At 53.9% G+C, this 14,670-nt stretch carries 13 protein-coding genes; 6 read left to right on the top strand and 7 right to left on the bottom strand.

The window, feature by feature from the left end; translation table 11 throughout:
* Positions 1-303: 303 nt before the first annotated feature.
* The 5 genes from CRO33_RS01410 to CRO33_RS01390 all read right to left on the bottom strand — a co-directional run bounded on the left by CRO33_RS01410 (position 304) and on the right by CRO33_RS01390 (position 4,930).
* Entirely contained in the window at positions 304-1,635 is a 1,332-nt protein-coding gene (locus tag CRO33_RS01410) for an MFS transporter (RefSeq protein ID WP_097116701.1), read from the bottom strand.
* 627 nt (positions 1,636-2,262) lie between these two features.
* On the bottom strand, positions 2,263-2,565 hold the full coding sequence (locus CRO33_RS01405; protein ID WP_097116700.1) for a helix-turn-helix domain-containing protein: 303 nt from the start codon (positions 2,563-2,565) through the stop codon (positions 2,263-2,265).
* A gap of 4 nt (positions 2,566-2,569) precedes the next feature.
* The gene (locus CRO33_RS01400) at positions 2,570-2,923 is read right to left on the bottom strand and encodes a type II toxin-antitoxin system RelE/ParE family toxin (RefSeq protein ID WP_097116699.1); all 354 of its coding nucleotides are present in this window, start codon (positions 2,921-2,923) and stop codon (positions 2,570-2,572) included.
* A 242-nt stretch (positions 2,924-3,165) separates the two neighbouring features.
* Positions 3,166-3,822: a methionine ABC transporter permease gene (locus tag CRO33_RS01395; RefSeq protein ID WP_097116698.1), complete on the bottom strand. Its 657-nt coding sequence runs from the start codon at positions 3,820-3,822 to the stop codon at positions 3,166-3,168.
* Positions 3,803-4,930, bottom strand: a complete 1,128-nt coding sequence (locus CRO33_RS01390) for a methionine ABC transporter ATP-binding protein (protein WP_097116697.1) — start codon at positions 4,928-4,930, stop codon at positions 3,803-3,805. Before CRO33_RS01390 ends, CRO33_RS01395 begins: the two co-directional genes overlap by 20 nt.
* A 320-nt stretch (positions 4,931-5,250) precedes the next feature.
* Here CRO33_RS01390 and CRO33_RS01385 point away from each other — a divergent pair, with 320 nt between their 5' ends.
* From CRO33_RS01385 to CRO33_RS01375, 3 genes are all read left to right on the top strand, one after another.
* A complete protein-coding gene (locus CRO33_RS01385; RefSeq protein WP_058962323.1) occupies positions 5,251-5,892 on the top strand; it encodes a TetR family transcriptional regulator in 642 nt (213 codons plus the stop codon).
* Positions 5,893-5,966: 74 nt separating this feature from the next.
* A complete protein-coding gene (locus tag CRO33_RS01380; protein WP_097116696.1) occupies positions 5,967-7,349 on the top strand; it encodes a D-arabinono-1,4-lactone oxidase in 1,383 nt (460 codons plus the stop codon).
* A gap of 20 nt (positions 7,350-7,369) precedes the next feature.
* Positions 7,370-8,197, top strand: coding sequence for a glycosyltransferase family 8 protein (locus CRO33_RS01375; protein WP_097116695.1), 828 nt, complete (start codon positions 7,370-7,372; stop codon positions 8,195-8,197).
* A gap of 38 nt (positions 8,198-8,235) precedes the next feature.
* Here CRO33_RS01375 and CRO33_RS01370 read toward each other — a convergent pair whose 3' ends face one another.
* The gene (locus CRO33_RS01370) at positions 8,236-9,258 is read right to left on the bottom strand and encodes an LLM class flavin-dependent oxidoreductase (RefSeq protein ID WP_097116694.1); all 1,023 of its coding nucleotides are present in this window, start codon (positions 9,256-9,258) and stop codon (positions 8,236-8,238) included.
* Positions 9,259-9,475: 217 nt separating this feature from the next.
* Between CRO33_RS01370 and CRO33_RS01365 the strand changes: the two genes are divergently transcribed.
* Both CRO33_RS01365 and CRO33_RS01360 read left to right on the top strand, forming a co-directional pair.
* Positions 9,476-10,525, top strand: a complete 1,050-nt coding sequence (locus CRO33_RS01365) for a fatty acid desaturase (RefSeq protein WP_097116693.1) — start codon at positions 9,476-9,478, stop codon at positions 10,523-10,525.
* The gene (locus tag CRO33_RS01360; RefSeq protein ID WP_441339527.1) at positions 10,422-11,207 is read left to right on the top strand and encodes a phosphate/phosphite/phosphonate ABC transporter substrate-binding protein; all 786 of its coding nucleotides are present in this window, start codon (positions 10,422-10,424) and stop codon (positions 11,205-11,207) included. The genes CRO33_RS01365 and CRO33_RS01360 overlap by 104 nt, the downstream gene beginning before the upstream one ends.
* 109 nt (positions 11,208-11,316) lie before the next feature.
* On the opposite strand, the gene fusA is transcribed toward CRO33_RS01360, so the two are convergent.
* Positions 11,317-13,416: an elongation factor G gene (gene fusA, locus CRO33_RS01355; RefSeq protein WP_097116691.1), complete on the bottom strand. Its 2,100-nt coding sequence runs from the start codon at positions 13,414-13,416 to the stop codon at positions 11,317-11,319.
* A 214-nt stretch (positions 13,417-13,630) separates the two neighbouring features.
* On the opposite strand from fusA, the gene CRO33_RS01350 reads away from it, so the two are divergent.
* Positions 13,631-14,542 (top strand): ketopantoate reductase family protein, encoded by a 912-nt coding sequence (locus CRO33_RS01350; protein ID WP_097116690.1) that lies wholly within the window; start codon positions 13,631-13,633, stop codon positions 14,540-14,542.
* Positions 14,543-14,670: the final 128 nt, after the last annotated feature.

Genomic DNA, 14,670 nt, shown 5'->3' with positions numbered 1-14,670 from the left:
AGCAGGACACTTCATGGTTCCGGGGGTGATTGTGCAAGCACCGCTTGCACAAATTTTGCATCCCACCAGGCTTTGGCGAAATCGCGCATATAATTGAGGTTACGCGCTGAGAGAGCAGACTGTTGAAATGATCTAATAGACAGGTGGGATTATCATTTACTGCGAGAGATAGTCTAGTCTCCAGGTTTGAGATCATATCTTGCGAACACGCTGCGGCATTTTAGAAGTAGCCAAAAAAATGCAAAAAGCCCGCTCAGGATTACCTGGGCGGGCTTTTGTCTTTCTACGATATTTTTCTTTCTATTAACGTGCCAGCGAAGCCGCCTGACTCAGCGTCATATTACGCGTCTCCGGTGCCAGCCAAACCGAGACCAGCAGGCCAAAAAAGGAAACAATCGCTGCAGCATACATGGTGTATTCGATGCCCAGATTTTGCAGGGAAATCGGCACCAGCCAGGTTCCTGCGGCAGAACCGATACGTGACATGGATGAACCCATACCGACAGCGAAGGCACGCACTTCCGTTGGGAACAGTTCGTTCGGATACACTAACTCCAGCACCTGCGCTCCGCCGATAAATACCGCGTAAGCGCCAAACATCACCAGCACCAGCATTTCAGAACCGTGGGAGAACATCCCCAATGCCAACAGCGCCAGACTTGACCATAAAAAGCTGTGGATGATCAGACGGCGGCGGCCCATGCTATCAATCAAACGGGTTGCCACAACGCAGCCCACCACAAACAGTAAGGTGATGGCTATCGAACCCAGTGAGGCCCATTCGCCATCCAGATTCAGGGCTTTCAGTACTACGGGTGCGAACGAATACACCGCAAACATCGGTACGACGGCAGCACTCCAGAACACCGAGACAAACAACATACGTTTGCCGTAACCAGAGCGCACCAGATCTTTCAACGTGACTTTGGCTTCCACCGACTCCGCTGGCATATTTTTCAGCGAGAATTCTGGACCGTAGACTTTCTTGATGATCTGCTCAGCCTCATTGAAGCGACCTTTGCTGACTAACCAGCGTGGCGATTCCGGCGTGCCGATGCGCAGAACGAAAAGGAGTACCCCCAACACGGCCGGGCTGGCCAGTACCAGACGCCATGCGGCATCACCGCCAATCGAGAGAATGAGGTTACCCACGATATAAGCGAGGGCTGCACCGGCAAACCAGAGAATGGTCAAACCGGCCAAACGTTTACCACGATGCTTTTGCGGCAGGAATTCGGTCAGCAGTGAACCAGCGACCGGATATTCTAATCCCACCCCAACCCCCACCAGGAAACGCAGGATAAACAGCGTCAGCGCCGATTCCGCCCAGAAGGTGCCGACCGAACCCAGGATAAACAGGATTGGCCCGACAAAAAACAGACGACGACGACCCACAATATCGGTCAACCATCCGCCGAGAAAACCACTGCAGAAGGTGCCGAGCATCGCTGAAGCGGCCACCATGCCCTGCCAGAAGGTATCAAGTTGCAGATGCTGGGAAAACTGCACGATCGCCACGCCGATAATACTCAGCACGTAGCCATCGAGGATCCAACCGCCACCCGCGCGCAGCGACATTAACTGGTGAAAATTATTAAGCGGGACATCTTCAATGGATATATTGGTGTTGCTCATAACAGGGTCTCTCCTGAATTATTCATTTCTCTGCAGGCGCAGCGATCTGTCCAAATCAAAAATGATTTGGCGGAACGTTAAAGAAACAGAAAAAACATCATTGACTGATTTAGGTATTTCTTTGAAAAAGAAATTGACCTATAAATTGAAAAACCCTGCGTTTAATCCCTGAACATAAATAATGAAATTAAGCATGACCCACTTGCAGATCGTCTGTCTTCATCATTGTTTAGCGGTGTGTTGACCCAATACGCATTTGTTCGCTTTTGTCTGTTAATCACAGGTTAACTCCATGTTCAAACTATGCTGAATTTCAGGTGGTGTAAACATGCCCAGGACACCCAAAACTTGAGATTGTGATCATCTCCAAAATTCATCTGAAAAAATAATTCGAAAAAGTTATACGTATAACTCATTGAAAATTAATTTATTAATTTCAAACCAAGGTAAAATCATACTACTTAATTGTATTTCCTTTGTATTTTTCATGTATGCAAAAAGTTACGTGGCGGGATGGATTTTCATGGGTTGGGGAGCAAGCAGGTAGGAGTGAGTCGGCGTGCAAGTGCGCGAAACAGTGCGCCAGATCGCACTGTTTTTTTGCGGATAGAAAGTCAAAGAAGGGAATTAAACAACAAACTCATAATGCGAGCCATCGGGGAGCTCGATGTTGAGACGCAGTTTTCCGCCAGCGGCTTCAACATAGCGCTTCAGCGTCGAGAGTTTTAAATCCCGGCCTGGTTTTTCCATTCCAGCCACGGTGGGTTGTTTAATATTTAATTGCTGCGCTATCTCTACCTGCGTTTTGTTTACTCTTTCACGCAATTCAGCAAGATGGATATTTAACAATACTTCTTCAGCCATGGCGTTAGCTTTAGCCACTACCTCAGACTTCTCAGACGCTAGAATCTGTTTGAGTGTTCTGCCCATGTCGTTACTCCTTTCTCTCTTCGCGTTGAAGATGATGGGTGAATTCTTTATCTGCGAGCGGGATCAGCTCAGCATAAAAACGCTTTTCATTGCCACTCTTATGACCTGCACAAAGCAACACACCGGTGCGCCAGGGGTCAAATGCGTAAAATGCCCGAATAGGATCACCTTTGCTCTGAATGCGAAGCTCTTTCATATTGCTAAAGCGAGAGCCTTTCAGGGAGTCGGCGTAGGGCCTGCATAATGCGGGGCCAGCTTGCTGCAATACAATCATTGCGGACAGAACGCAGGCTCGGTCAGTGTCGTCTTGCGCTACAAGCCAATCATCAAACGTGTCCGTTGTAATTATTTGCCACATGATACGCTCCTTGTGATATAGGTCAAATGCTATATAGGTTAAAGGCGATAATCAGTGTGGCGAGGCAGTTTGAATCATGCACTTGTTCTGTTAAAACGTGTCGATAAGGATTCCAAAAAAATGCCCGCTCAGTTATCCAGAGCGGGCATGAACAGAATCAACGACGATATTAATCCACGGCGGGCGGTAAAGGTGCCACATCTGCGTTGCTGTCGCCAATGATGGAATGCAATGCGCGAAGTCTAGTGTCGCTTATCGATGTGCTGCACCAGTCGATCGCCGACCCACTGAATGCCACATACCAGCACAATTAATACTGCGATCACCGCGATCATCACTGAGGTTTCAAAGCGTTGATAACCGTAGCGAATCGCCAGGTCGCCTAATCCGCCCGCACCAATCGCTCCCGCCATCGCCGATGCGCCGATTAATGCCACCAGCGTCACCACAAACCCCGAGAGAATGCCGGGCAGCGCTTCAGGAATCAGCACATCCCAGACGATGCGCAGCTTGCTGGCGCCCATCGCGCGTACTGCATCAATCAGGCCCCGCTCCACATCACGCAGTGACACTTCGGCCACGCGAGCAAAATACGGCGTTGCGGTGATCGACAGTGGAACTATCGCCGCCCACGTCCCCAGTGACGTACCGACCAGAAAGCGGGTAAACGGAATCAGCGCCACCAGCAAAATGATGAAAGGGAGCGAGCGGAAGCCGTTGATCACCAGCCCCAGCACCCGGTTAATGCCACGGTGTTCTGCGATGCCGCCTGCACTGGTCATCACCAGAATCAGCCCCAACGGTAAACCGGCAACCAGTGAAAACAATCCTGAAATCAGCGTCATCAACACCGTTTCGCCCAACGCGTTGAGCAATAAATCAATCATCACTGGCGACATAACCGACTAACTCCACTTGCGCCTGCTGCGCGCGCAGCCAGCTGAGAATCTGTTGCTCATCGGCCACGTTGGCGACCGGAAGCGCGATAAAAAAACGCACCACGGCGTAGTGCTGAATATGATCGATGCCGCCTTGCAGTAAGCGGAACTTGTCCGGCAACGCCGCCGCAAATCGGGTCAGCAAATCGCCCTGCGCGTCCTCGCCAGCAAAGTGCACGCTGTAAATTGCCTCGCCCTGTCTCCTCTCGGTAACCCGTGCGGCCAGCGCTTCCGGTAGCTGCGGCAGCAAACCACGCAATAAGGTGCGCGTCAGCTCGGATTGCGGATGCGCAAACACCTCCCACACCGGGCCTTGCTCAATGATCTCACCCGCGTCAATTACCGCCACGCGGTGCGCCACCGACTTGATGACTTCCATTTCATGGGTGATCAGCAGAATAGTGATACCCAGCTTTTGATTGAGCGATTTAAGCAATGCCAGAATGGAACGGGTGGTTTCAGGATCCAGTGCTGAAGTCGCTTCATCACACAGCAGCAGTGCCGGGCTTGCCGCCAGTGCACGAGCAATGCCAACACGCTGTTTCTGACCGCCTGAGAGCGCCGCCGGATAATGCTGTGCCTTATCGGACAGCCCCACCAATTCCAGCAATTCCGCCACGCGTTGGGCACGTTGCACCTTATCCAGACCGGCAATTTTCAGCGGCAACGCGACATTCTGCGCCACGGTTTTCGCCGACAGCAGGTTGAAGTGCTGGAACACCATACCGACGCGGCTACGCACAGATTGCAGCTGTTTTTCCGACAGGCCGGTAATTTTCCGGCCTTCGATTTCAATGACGCCTTCGTCAGGTTGCTCCAGCCCGTTCAGACAGCGAATCAACGTCGATTTGCCCGCGCCACTGCGGCCAATCAGGCCGAGAATTTCACCTTTCTGCACCGTTAGTGAAACATCGCGCAGCGCCTGAGTTTGCCCAAAGCGACGTGAAACGCCCTGCAAGCGCACCACGCTGCCGCTTTCGCGAGCAAAACGTTCACGGTCTTGCGCATTCTCTACCACGCCACGCGTTATCGCGCTAAACGGCGCTTCGACTCCTGTGAAAATCGTCATGCTAGATCCTTACCAGGCCGTTTCACCGATGCCTTTAGTGCCCGCCAGCAGCATAGCGCCAGCGGTTAACAAAAATGTCGTTTTGGCGGATGCCAGGCGTGTGTGCATAGTTATTTCCTCATCGTTATAATTGCAGCGGTCAAAGTACACTGTCGTGATGAACAGATAGCCGCAGTATACGCAGATGCTTATTCCTTCATTATGATTTATCCGGGAATGCTATTCCTGAAAAGAATAAAGACACGCAGCCGCTCGCATCGCCACAAGTGAAAGGACGGCTGTGGTACCATGCCGTTTTGATTGACCTGTTATTGAGCGCTATGTCGGACACTACAACGAAACGTAAAAATGACCCGGAAGGGCTGAAAAAACGCATCCTTGCCGGTGCTCTGAAAACCTTCGCCGAGTTCGGTATGCAGGGCGCACGCCTTGAGCAGATTGCTGAACACGCGCAGACCACTAAGCGCATGGTGGTGTATCACTTCGTCAATAAAGAGAAGCTGTATATCGAGGTGCTGGAGCAGGTCTATCAGGCGATTCGTGAACACGAAACCGGATTGAACCTTGCACAGATGGAACCCGAGCAGGCGATGATTAAACTGGTCGAAGCCAGCTTCGACTATCACGCCACCCATCAGGATTTCATGCGTTTGGTGTGTACGGAAAACCTGTTGCGCGGTCGCTACATTGTGCAGTCCGAGCGCATTAAAGCGTTGAACAAAAGTACGCTGGATCTGCTGGATGACATTCTGACGCGCGGTCAGCAGCAAGGCATCTTTATTGATGGCCTGAACACCGTGGACGTGCACCGCTTATTAAGCAGTATCTGTGTGCACCACGTCGCCAACCGCTACACCTTCCACTTCCTGTTCACCCCTGAGGATACGGAAGAGGACAGCATCCGTCGTAACCGCCAACTGGCCGTGACCGCAACGCTGCGCTACATCTGCAAGGCACCTTAAACCTGGGCAGTGCTGTGATGGTCTACGCTTAAAGCTTTGGGACCGTCACAGACCTCAGTATAAGGAACGCCGTAGTGAACAGAGATTCCCTCCTTTACCCCCTTCGCAACCCGCAAAATACCGAGCACGACAGTGTCCTGTGGAACTGGGCGCAAAACACCGTGGTGGGCCAGCGTGAGCAAGTTCATCAGCCGCAAAACGAAGCCGAACTGCAACAGCTGCTGAGTTCGTCAACAGGCAAAGTGCGCGTCATCGGCAGCCGTTTATCACCCGGCCGCATGCTGTGTGTGAATGCCGACGATCTGTTACTCGATCTCAGCGCCATGCAAGGCGTATTGGGAGAGGATAACGAGAGCATCACTTTCGCGGCAGGCACGCTGCTGCAGCATGTGTTCGACGCACTCACCGCGCGAAATCGCATGTTAGGCTGTTCGCCAGGCGTGATATCCGTTCAGACGCTGGCGGGCGCAATAGCGACGGGCACCCATGGCCAGGGATTGGATCAGAGTTCACTGGCGGATGAAGTGATAAGCATCCGCATGGTTATGGCCGACGGCAGCGTGCGGGAGTTTCAACGTGGCGATAGTGATTTCCCTGCGGCGCAAACCTCATTAGGTTCGCTGGGGATTGTGACCGCCGTGACGATGCGCACCCAGCCGTTTCGCCTGTTTACCTGCCATAAATTTGCCGAGTCTGCGGATACGCTGGAGCAGGATCTGCCGCGCTGGAATCAGCAGTATGAACTGAGCAAAGCCTGGTGGTTTGTGGATGACAACCTGATGCACGTGTGGAATGCCAACCCCGCCAGTGAAGCAGATGTTCAGGCGTGGCACGCCAATGGTGGAGAGGTGATCGAGCATGGCGATGACACTGACAGCAGTCTGAACGACACCATCGATCAGACGCTGGCGCAGATGCATCGTGATACGCAAATTGAAGGTAAAGGTGGTAAACAATTCCGTACGGTCACGCGATTCCGCGATTTCACTGACCTCAGTGGCGACATCTATCAGCTGTTTTGTCGCGGTATTGCCGTGCCGCAAATCAACGTGGAAATTGGTGTGCCGTTGAATAAAACGCCGGAGATTATCAGCAAAATCAAAGCCTGGTATGCCGAGAATCATCCACACATGCACTACCCCATCATTCTGCGCTGCACGGGCGCGTCAGAAGCCTGGCTCAGTCCAGCGTATCAGCAGCCGACCTGTTTCTTTGGCTTCGTAGTCTATTACGCCGATGACGGTTCGCTGTCACAGGACGGTCTGCATTTCCTCACCGAGGTGGAGAAATTACTGGCAGCAGAAGGCGGACGACCGCACTGGGGAAAATACTACGATCCGCAGCGCTACAGCTGGCGGGATATCTATCCACAGTGGGATGCGTTCCGCGCGGTGCGGGAACAACTCGATCCGCAGCGTCGTTTTAGCAATGACTATGTCACGGCTTTGTTTGATTGAATTTTGACGGGGGAGAATGTATGTACGCCTGGGTAACACTACTGACACAACCGGATTATTTTATCGGCGTGAAAGCGCTGCACCGTTCACTAAAACGCAGCGAAACCGCATGGCCATTGATTGTGATGGTGACCGATGCGATTGACATCGAAACACGTGAAGATTTGCAGGCTTTAGGCTGTGTGATTCATCCGGTCGAGCCTCTGATGCCGAATGCGGACCTGGAGCAGCATTATGCCTCTGCGCAATTTGGTGAAGTGTGGAGCAAGCTGCGGGCATGGGAACTGACCGGCTGTGAGCGCGTGGTATTTCTTGATGCCGACATGCTGGTGCTGCGCAATATGGATGAGCTGTTTACGCTGGATCTCGGCGATCATGCGCTGGCCGCCTGTCACGCTTGTCGCTGCAATCCGAATAAAATCGCCAGTTATCCCGCCAGCTGGCAGCCGGAAAATTGCCACTATACCTGGCAGGATCGCGGTGAAGCGGCACCTGCCAGCCTGGACCGCTATCTGAATGGTGGCTTTTTGGTGCTCGAACCGGATGAAGAGGTGTTTAACTGGCTACAGCAAAAAGTCGCTGCTATCACTGATTTACGCCGCTATCCGTTCTCTGAGCAGGATTTGCTTAATGAAGTGTTTGAGAATCGCTGGCTGCCGCTGCCGTATATTTACAACGCACTGAAAACACTGCCGTTCCAGCACAGCGCCATGTGGCAAGAGGATGAAGTGAAGAACCTGCACTTTATTCTGGCTAAGCCGTGGAAGCGCGACCTCAATCAACCCGAAAACGAACGCGACCGTTACTACGCATTGGATAAGCTGTGGTGGGAGTTAGGGGTGAATTAAGAAAAGAGGCGCACTTCGCAAAGTGCGCCTCTTTAGTTTTAACGCCAGCCCAGTTCCGGTGCCACATGGGTCAGGATGCTTTCCATCACGTGCGCACAGTAATCCACGCCCAGCTGGTTAGGGATGGTGAGCAGCAGCGTATCGGCTTCTGCAATCCCTTCGTCCTGTGCCAGCTGTTTGATCAGCTGCTCAGGCTCTGCGGCATAGCTACGGCCAAAGATGGCGCGGGTTTTCTCATCGAGGAAGCCCACGGAGTCCTGATCCTGACCACTGCGACCAAAGTAAGCACGGTCGATATCATTGGTCAGCGCAAAGATACTGCGGCTCACTGACACACGCGGCGTGCGCTGATGTCCGGCGGCTTTCCAGGCTTCACGGTAAGCGCGAATCTGTTTCGCCTGCTGGATGTGGAACGGTTCGCCAGTTTCATCATCCTTCAGTGTGGAGCTTTGCAGATTCATGCCCTGCTGTGCTGCCCAAACTGATGTCGCATTTGAACCGGAACCCCACCAGATACGCTCACGCAGCCCTTCTGAGAAAGGCTCCAGACGCAGTAAGCCCGGTGGATTCGGGAACATCGGCTGTGGATTGGGTTTAGCAAAACCCTCACCGCGCAGCACTTCCAGCAACTCTTCGGTGTGACGACGTCCCATATCGGCATCGGTTTCACCCTCATTCGGGTTAAAACCAAAGTAGCGATAGCCTTCAATCACCTGCTCCGGGGAGCCGCGGCTCAGACCGAGTTGCAGACGACCGTTAGAAATCAGATCTGCCGCACCGGCATCTTCCGCCATATACAGCGGGTTTTCATAACGCATATCGATCACGCCAGTACCAATCTCAATGCGATTGGTTTTGGCACCGACTGCCGCCAGCAGCGGGAACGGCGAGCTTAACTGACGCGCGAAGTGGTGCACGCGATAGTAAGCGCCATCCGCGCCCAACTCTTCTGCAGCCACGGCTAAATCGATGGATTGCAGTAACACGTCCTGAGCGGAACGGGTGGCTGACTGCGATGACGGGGTCCAGTGACCAAAGGATAAGAAGCCAATCTTTTTCATGGTGAAATTCTCCAGGGGGACCGTACTGGCCCGCACATGATGCATTAGGTTTCGATGGAGAAAGGTTACGCCAGGCGAGAGGTGACTGATAGCCAATAGTTTTCGCGCGCTTCATCAACTTTTTTGCATAAGTCATAAAAACACGGTCTTTGTGTTTATCACGGTGATCAATCATCTTGCGGGGAATTCATCCGATTCACAGGTTTATGGCATCCGCATGGCAAACGACTATATCAACGCACAGCAGCGTGAAGTGGTGCATCAGCTGGGCCACAATTGGCTGTGGCGCAGTGAACTGCCCACCTGGGCGCTAATGGTCGGGGTGTATGGCGGCTGGTTTGGCTGCGTCATCTATTGGCAAACGCTGGGTCTGTTTTTAACCACTCTGCTGCTGATTGTGTTCACCACCTGGTATATGTCGCTGCAGCATGAGCTGATCCATGGCCATCCCACGCGTTTTCCAGGGCTCAACCAGCTGTTTGGTACCCTGCCGCTGGCGGTGTGGTATCCCTATGGGCTGTATCGCGATTCACATCTGGCACATCACCGTAATCACACCCTCACCGAACCGGATGAAGATCCGGAAACCTATTACCTGTCGCCGGAACGCTGGGCACAGCTTAAGCCGTGGCAGCAACGCTTGATTCACCTGCGTAATACGTTTCCCGGCCGTTTGCTGTTAGGTCCGCTGCTGGATATCGTGGCGACCCTGAAGATGATGCTTTTGGCGCGTGATCGTGCCGCTATTTCGATGTGGGTGATTCATCTGACGCTGCTGGCTGGGCTTTTCTACTGGATGCAGCAGCAAGGATTGTCGCCGCTGTGGTTCGTGGTTGCCGTGAGTTATCCGGCATTGGCGTTGACCAAAATACGTTCTTTCTACGAGCATCGCGCAGAAGAAGCCCCGCTGGCCCGCTCCGTGAACAATGAAGCCGCCTGGCCGTGGCGTTGGCTATTTCTGAATCTCAACTATCATTCTGTACATCACGATCTGCCCGGTTTGCCCTGGTACGGCTTGCGCAAAGTCTATCTGCTGTATCGCGACGGCTACCATCAGCGCAATCACGGTTTCCGCGTCGCTGGCTATGGCGAGTGGTTGCTGCGTTTCTGGCGCAAACCGGTCAACGTTAACGCCCATCCGCGAACGCACAAGGATGCACAGCATGCCGATCATTTCACTGCCGATGTACGATATTCATCATCCAACGACGCTTGGCCTGACCGCTGCGCTAACGACGCTGCTCCAACAACGCGGCGTGCAGGCTGAGGTTGAGTGGCACAGCGATCTCGTACCCCACTGGCGCGACGCTGATTTGCTGTTAAGCCAGACCTGCGGCTATCCACTGGTAACATCTTTGCCCGATGTGCAACTGGTCGGCGCGTTTCAATCCAGCGCGCAAGGCTGTGAGGGACTGCGCTATCGCAGCTGGCTGGTGGCGCGCAAAGCGGATGAAAATCTCACCCTGAGCGATTTTCGTGGTCGCCGCGCCGTATGCAACAGTGATGACTCGCACTCGGGCTACAACTCGATGCGTTATGTGATAGCGCCTTTGGCGCACGGCGGCGCATTTTTTAGTGAAACACAGCTAAGCGGTAGTCATCGTCAATCGTTGGCCGCGTTGCGTGAACAGCGAGCGGATATCGCGGCGATCGATTGCATCACCTGGGCGCTGTTGCGTGCTCATCATCCTGAAGAACTGGCCGGGTTAGAGATCATTGGTGAAACCCCGCTGTGTGCCGCACTGCCGTTAATCACCTCAGCAAAAACCGATGCCAAAACGCTTGAGCGTCTGCGCAGCGCCTTGACCGAACTCACTACTGATAAGAAGCATCAGCAGTTGCTGGCAGCGAGTCTAATCAGCGGTTTTGCGGTGCCAGAGCGGGCGTTTTACGATGAGGTGCAAGCGTGGGAAGATCAAGCAGCGGAATACGGCGTGAAGTTGCTGTGATTTGAACAGCCGCGATGTAATTTATCGCGCAACGACCATCTTTCATCGCGCTGCAGCTATACGCAATATATCGCGCAGCTTAAAGGCGGCATCCTTGCCGCCCAAAAAATCACTCTGCGCGTGACGCAATAATTCCCTCGGCCACATTGCGTGGCGCTTCAGCGTAATGCGCAAATTCCATGCTGTAAGTGGCACGGCCCTGCGACATGGATCGCAGCGTGGTGGCGTAGCCAAACATCTCTGACAGCGGCACTTCGGCTCGGATGATGCGCGCACCAAAGCGCTCATCCATACCTTGCAGCGTACCGCGACGCGAAGAGAGATCGCCCATCACCCCACCGGCGTAATCCTCTGGCGTTTCCACCTCCACCTGCATCACCGGCTCAAGGATCACCGGATCGGCCTGTTTAGCCGCCGCTTTGAAACCAAAAATCGCTGCCATGCGGAACGCCATTTCCGAAGAGTCGACGTCATGATACGAACCGAAGGTCAGTGTGGCCTTGAGATCCACCACTGGATAGCCCGCCAGCACGCCGGAATTGAGCGCTTCACGAATCCCCTTCTCCACCGAAGGAATAAACTCGCGTGGCACTACGCCGCCCTTGGTGGCATCTTCAAAGGCAAAACCTGCGCCTGCTGCCTGCGGCTCCAGCGTCAGCACCACGTGGCCATACTGACCTTTACCACCCGACTGGCGCACAAACTTGCCTTCCACATCGCGCACCGTCTTACGAATGGTTTCGCGATAGGTGACCTGTGGCCGACCAATGTTGGCTTCCACACCGAATTCACGCTTCATGCGATCAACGATGATCTCCAGATGCAACTCACCCATACCGGAGATAATCGTCTGCCCCGACTCTTCATCGGTGTGCAGGCGGAATGACGGATCTTCTGCGGCCAAACGCTGCAACGCCAGCCCCATTTTCTCCTGATCTGCCTTGGTTTTCGGCTCAATCGACAGCGAAATTACCGGGTCCGGGAACTCCATGCGTTCCAGGGTGATCACCGCATTCGGATCGCACAGCGTTTCGCCAGTGGTCACCTCTTTCAAACCGACACAGGCGGCTATATCACCCGCACGAATCTCCTCGATTTCGATGCGATCGTTAGCCTGCATCTGCACGATACGTCCGATGCGCTCCTTACGCCCTTTCACCGCATTCCACACGCTATCGCCTTTGCGCAATACACCGGAGTAAACACGCACGAAGGTGAGTTGGCCCACATAGGGATCGCTCATCAGTTTGAAGGCCAGCGCCGAGAACGGTTCATCGTCATCAGCATGGCGCTCATCGTGCTCGCCTTTTTCGTTCACACCGGAAACCGGCGGCACGTCCAGCGGCGACGGCATCAGCTCAATCACCGCATCAAGCATGCGCTGCACACCTTTGTTTTTGAACGCGCTACCACACAGCATCGGCTGGATCTCGCCAATCAATGTGCGCTGACGTAAGCCCGCGATGACCTCTTCTTCGCTCAGGTCACCCTGCTCCAGATAACGATCCATCAACGCTTCACTGGCTTCCGCCGCAGCAGCCACCATATTCTCACGCCATTCGGCAGCCAGCGCCTGCAACTCATCAGGGATTGGCGCATAGCTGAACGTCATGCCCTGGCTGGCGTCATCCCAATAGATGGCGCGCATCTTGTTGAGATCCACCACGCCTGCGAAGTGCTCTTCCGCACCAATCGGAATCACAATCGGCACGGGGTTGGCATGCAAACGATCTTTCATCATCTGCACCACGCGGAAGAAGTCCGCACCCTGGCGATCCATCTTATTAACGAAAGCAATGCGCGGCACATGATACTTGTTGGCCTGGCGCCACACGGTTTCCGATTGCGGCTGTACGCCACCGACGGCGTCATACACCATCACGGCACCATCCAGCACGCGCATGGATCGCTCCACTTCGATGGTGAAATCGACGTGTCCGGGTGTGTCGATGATGTTGATGCGGTGCGGCGTGAAGCTGCCATCCATGCCCGGCCAGTAGCAGCTTACCGCCGCCGAGGTAATGGTAATACCGCGCTCCTGCTCCTGCGCCATCCAGTCGGTGGTTGCCGCGCCATCGTGCACTTCACCCAACTTGTGGCTCATCCCGGTGTAAAACAGAATGCGCTCGGTGGTGGTGGTTTTGCCGGCATCGATGTGCGCGGAGATGCCGATATTGCGGTAACGTTCGATAGGTAGGGGTCGGGGCATGATGCGTCCTTAGTCTGTTCGACTGGAAAAGTGGGCGAGCACCATTGCCCGCCGCTGCGCAACAGCATAGACCCATTGTACGAGTAAATACGAACAGTTTGAGCCTTTTTTAGCCATCGGAAAAATCTTGTGACGGTTTCAGCATTTACGGGCTGGCAAGCCCGACCCTTCCCGATTTATGGTAAGGGTCTCACTCTCAACGGGAAATCTAACCATGCGCATTCTGGTTGTCGGCGCCGGTGCCACCGGCGGATATTTCGGTGCACGTCTGGCGCAAGCAGGACGTGATGTGACTTTTCTGGTGCGCGAGCGCCGTTTTCAGCAACTGCATCAAAACGGTCTGGTGCTAAAAACACCGGGCGGCACAGAAGTGATTCACCCGCAGCTGGCGCAAACCGGCAAGCTGACAGGCCAGTTTGATCTGATTATCCTGACGGTGAAAAGCTTCGGGCTCGATCAGGCTATCGAGGATATTGCACCCGCCGTTGGGCCAGAAACGCTGATCATGCCGATCCTTAACGGTATGCGCCATATCGATACGCTGCGCGCACGCTTTGGCGACAAGGTGATTGGCGGCTTGTGCAAAATCAACGCCACGCTGGGTGAACAAGGTGAAGTGGTGCAGATGACGCCGCTGCATATTCTCTACTACGGTGCACTCGATGGGCACAATGATGCACGTCTGCAACGTGTCAATGAAACGCTGAACATCGCGCAGTTCGATACGGTCTTTGCTGACAACATCATCAGCGAACTGTGGGAGAAGTGGCTGCTGCTGAGCACATTAGGGGCGGTGTGCTGCATCGCGCGAGGTAATACCCAACAGGTGTTGCGATCCCAAGGTGGTGAAGCCTTGTTGCAGGGGATTTTTACTGAGGTGCTTTCCGTGCTTGGTGCTGACGGCTATCAGGAACGGCCAGCGGTAACGGCAAAGATTTATGAGACGCTAAATAATCCGCAGGTGGCGATGACCTCCTCGATGTATCGCGACTTAACCCAGGGTTATGAGATTGAGGCGGACCAGGTGATTGGCGATCTGCTGGTGCGAGGCGCACGCAGTGGCGTGGTGACGCCGTTGTTGAATGCGGTGTATATGAATTTGCAGGTGTATTTGCAGAATCGTTAAATCGCAGGTTAATACCGTTGCGGTGCAATATTATCGCGCGAATCTGAGAAGGCTAATTCGCTGACTTATGTGCAATGAATTGCGCCGCTACGGGGTTAGGCGTGAGTCTGATAGAGCCAAATCGCCGC

It is taken from the genome of Pantoea sp. GL120224-02, from assembly GCF_900215395.1.
In the GTDB taxonomy this organism is placed as follows: domain Bacteria; phylum Pseudomonadota; class Gammaproteobacteria; order Enterobacterales; family Enterobacteriaceae; genus Pantoea; species Pantoea communis.
Note: the sequence above shows the minus strand (reverse complement) of the source record. Positions and strands in the feature narration are given on the sequence as shown.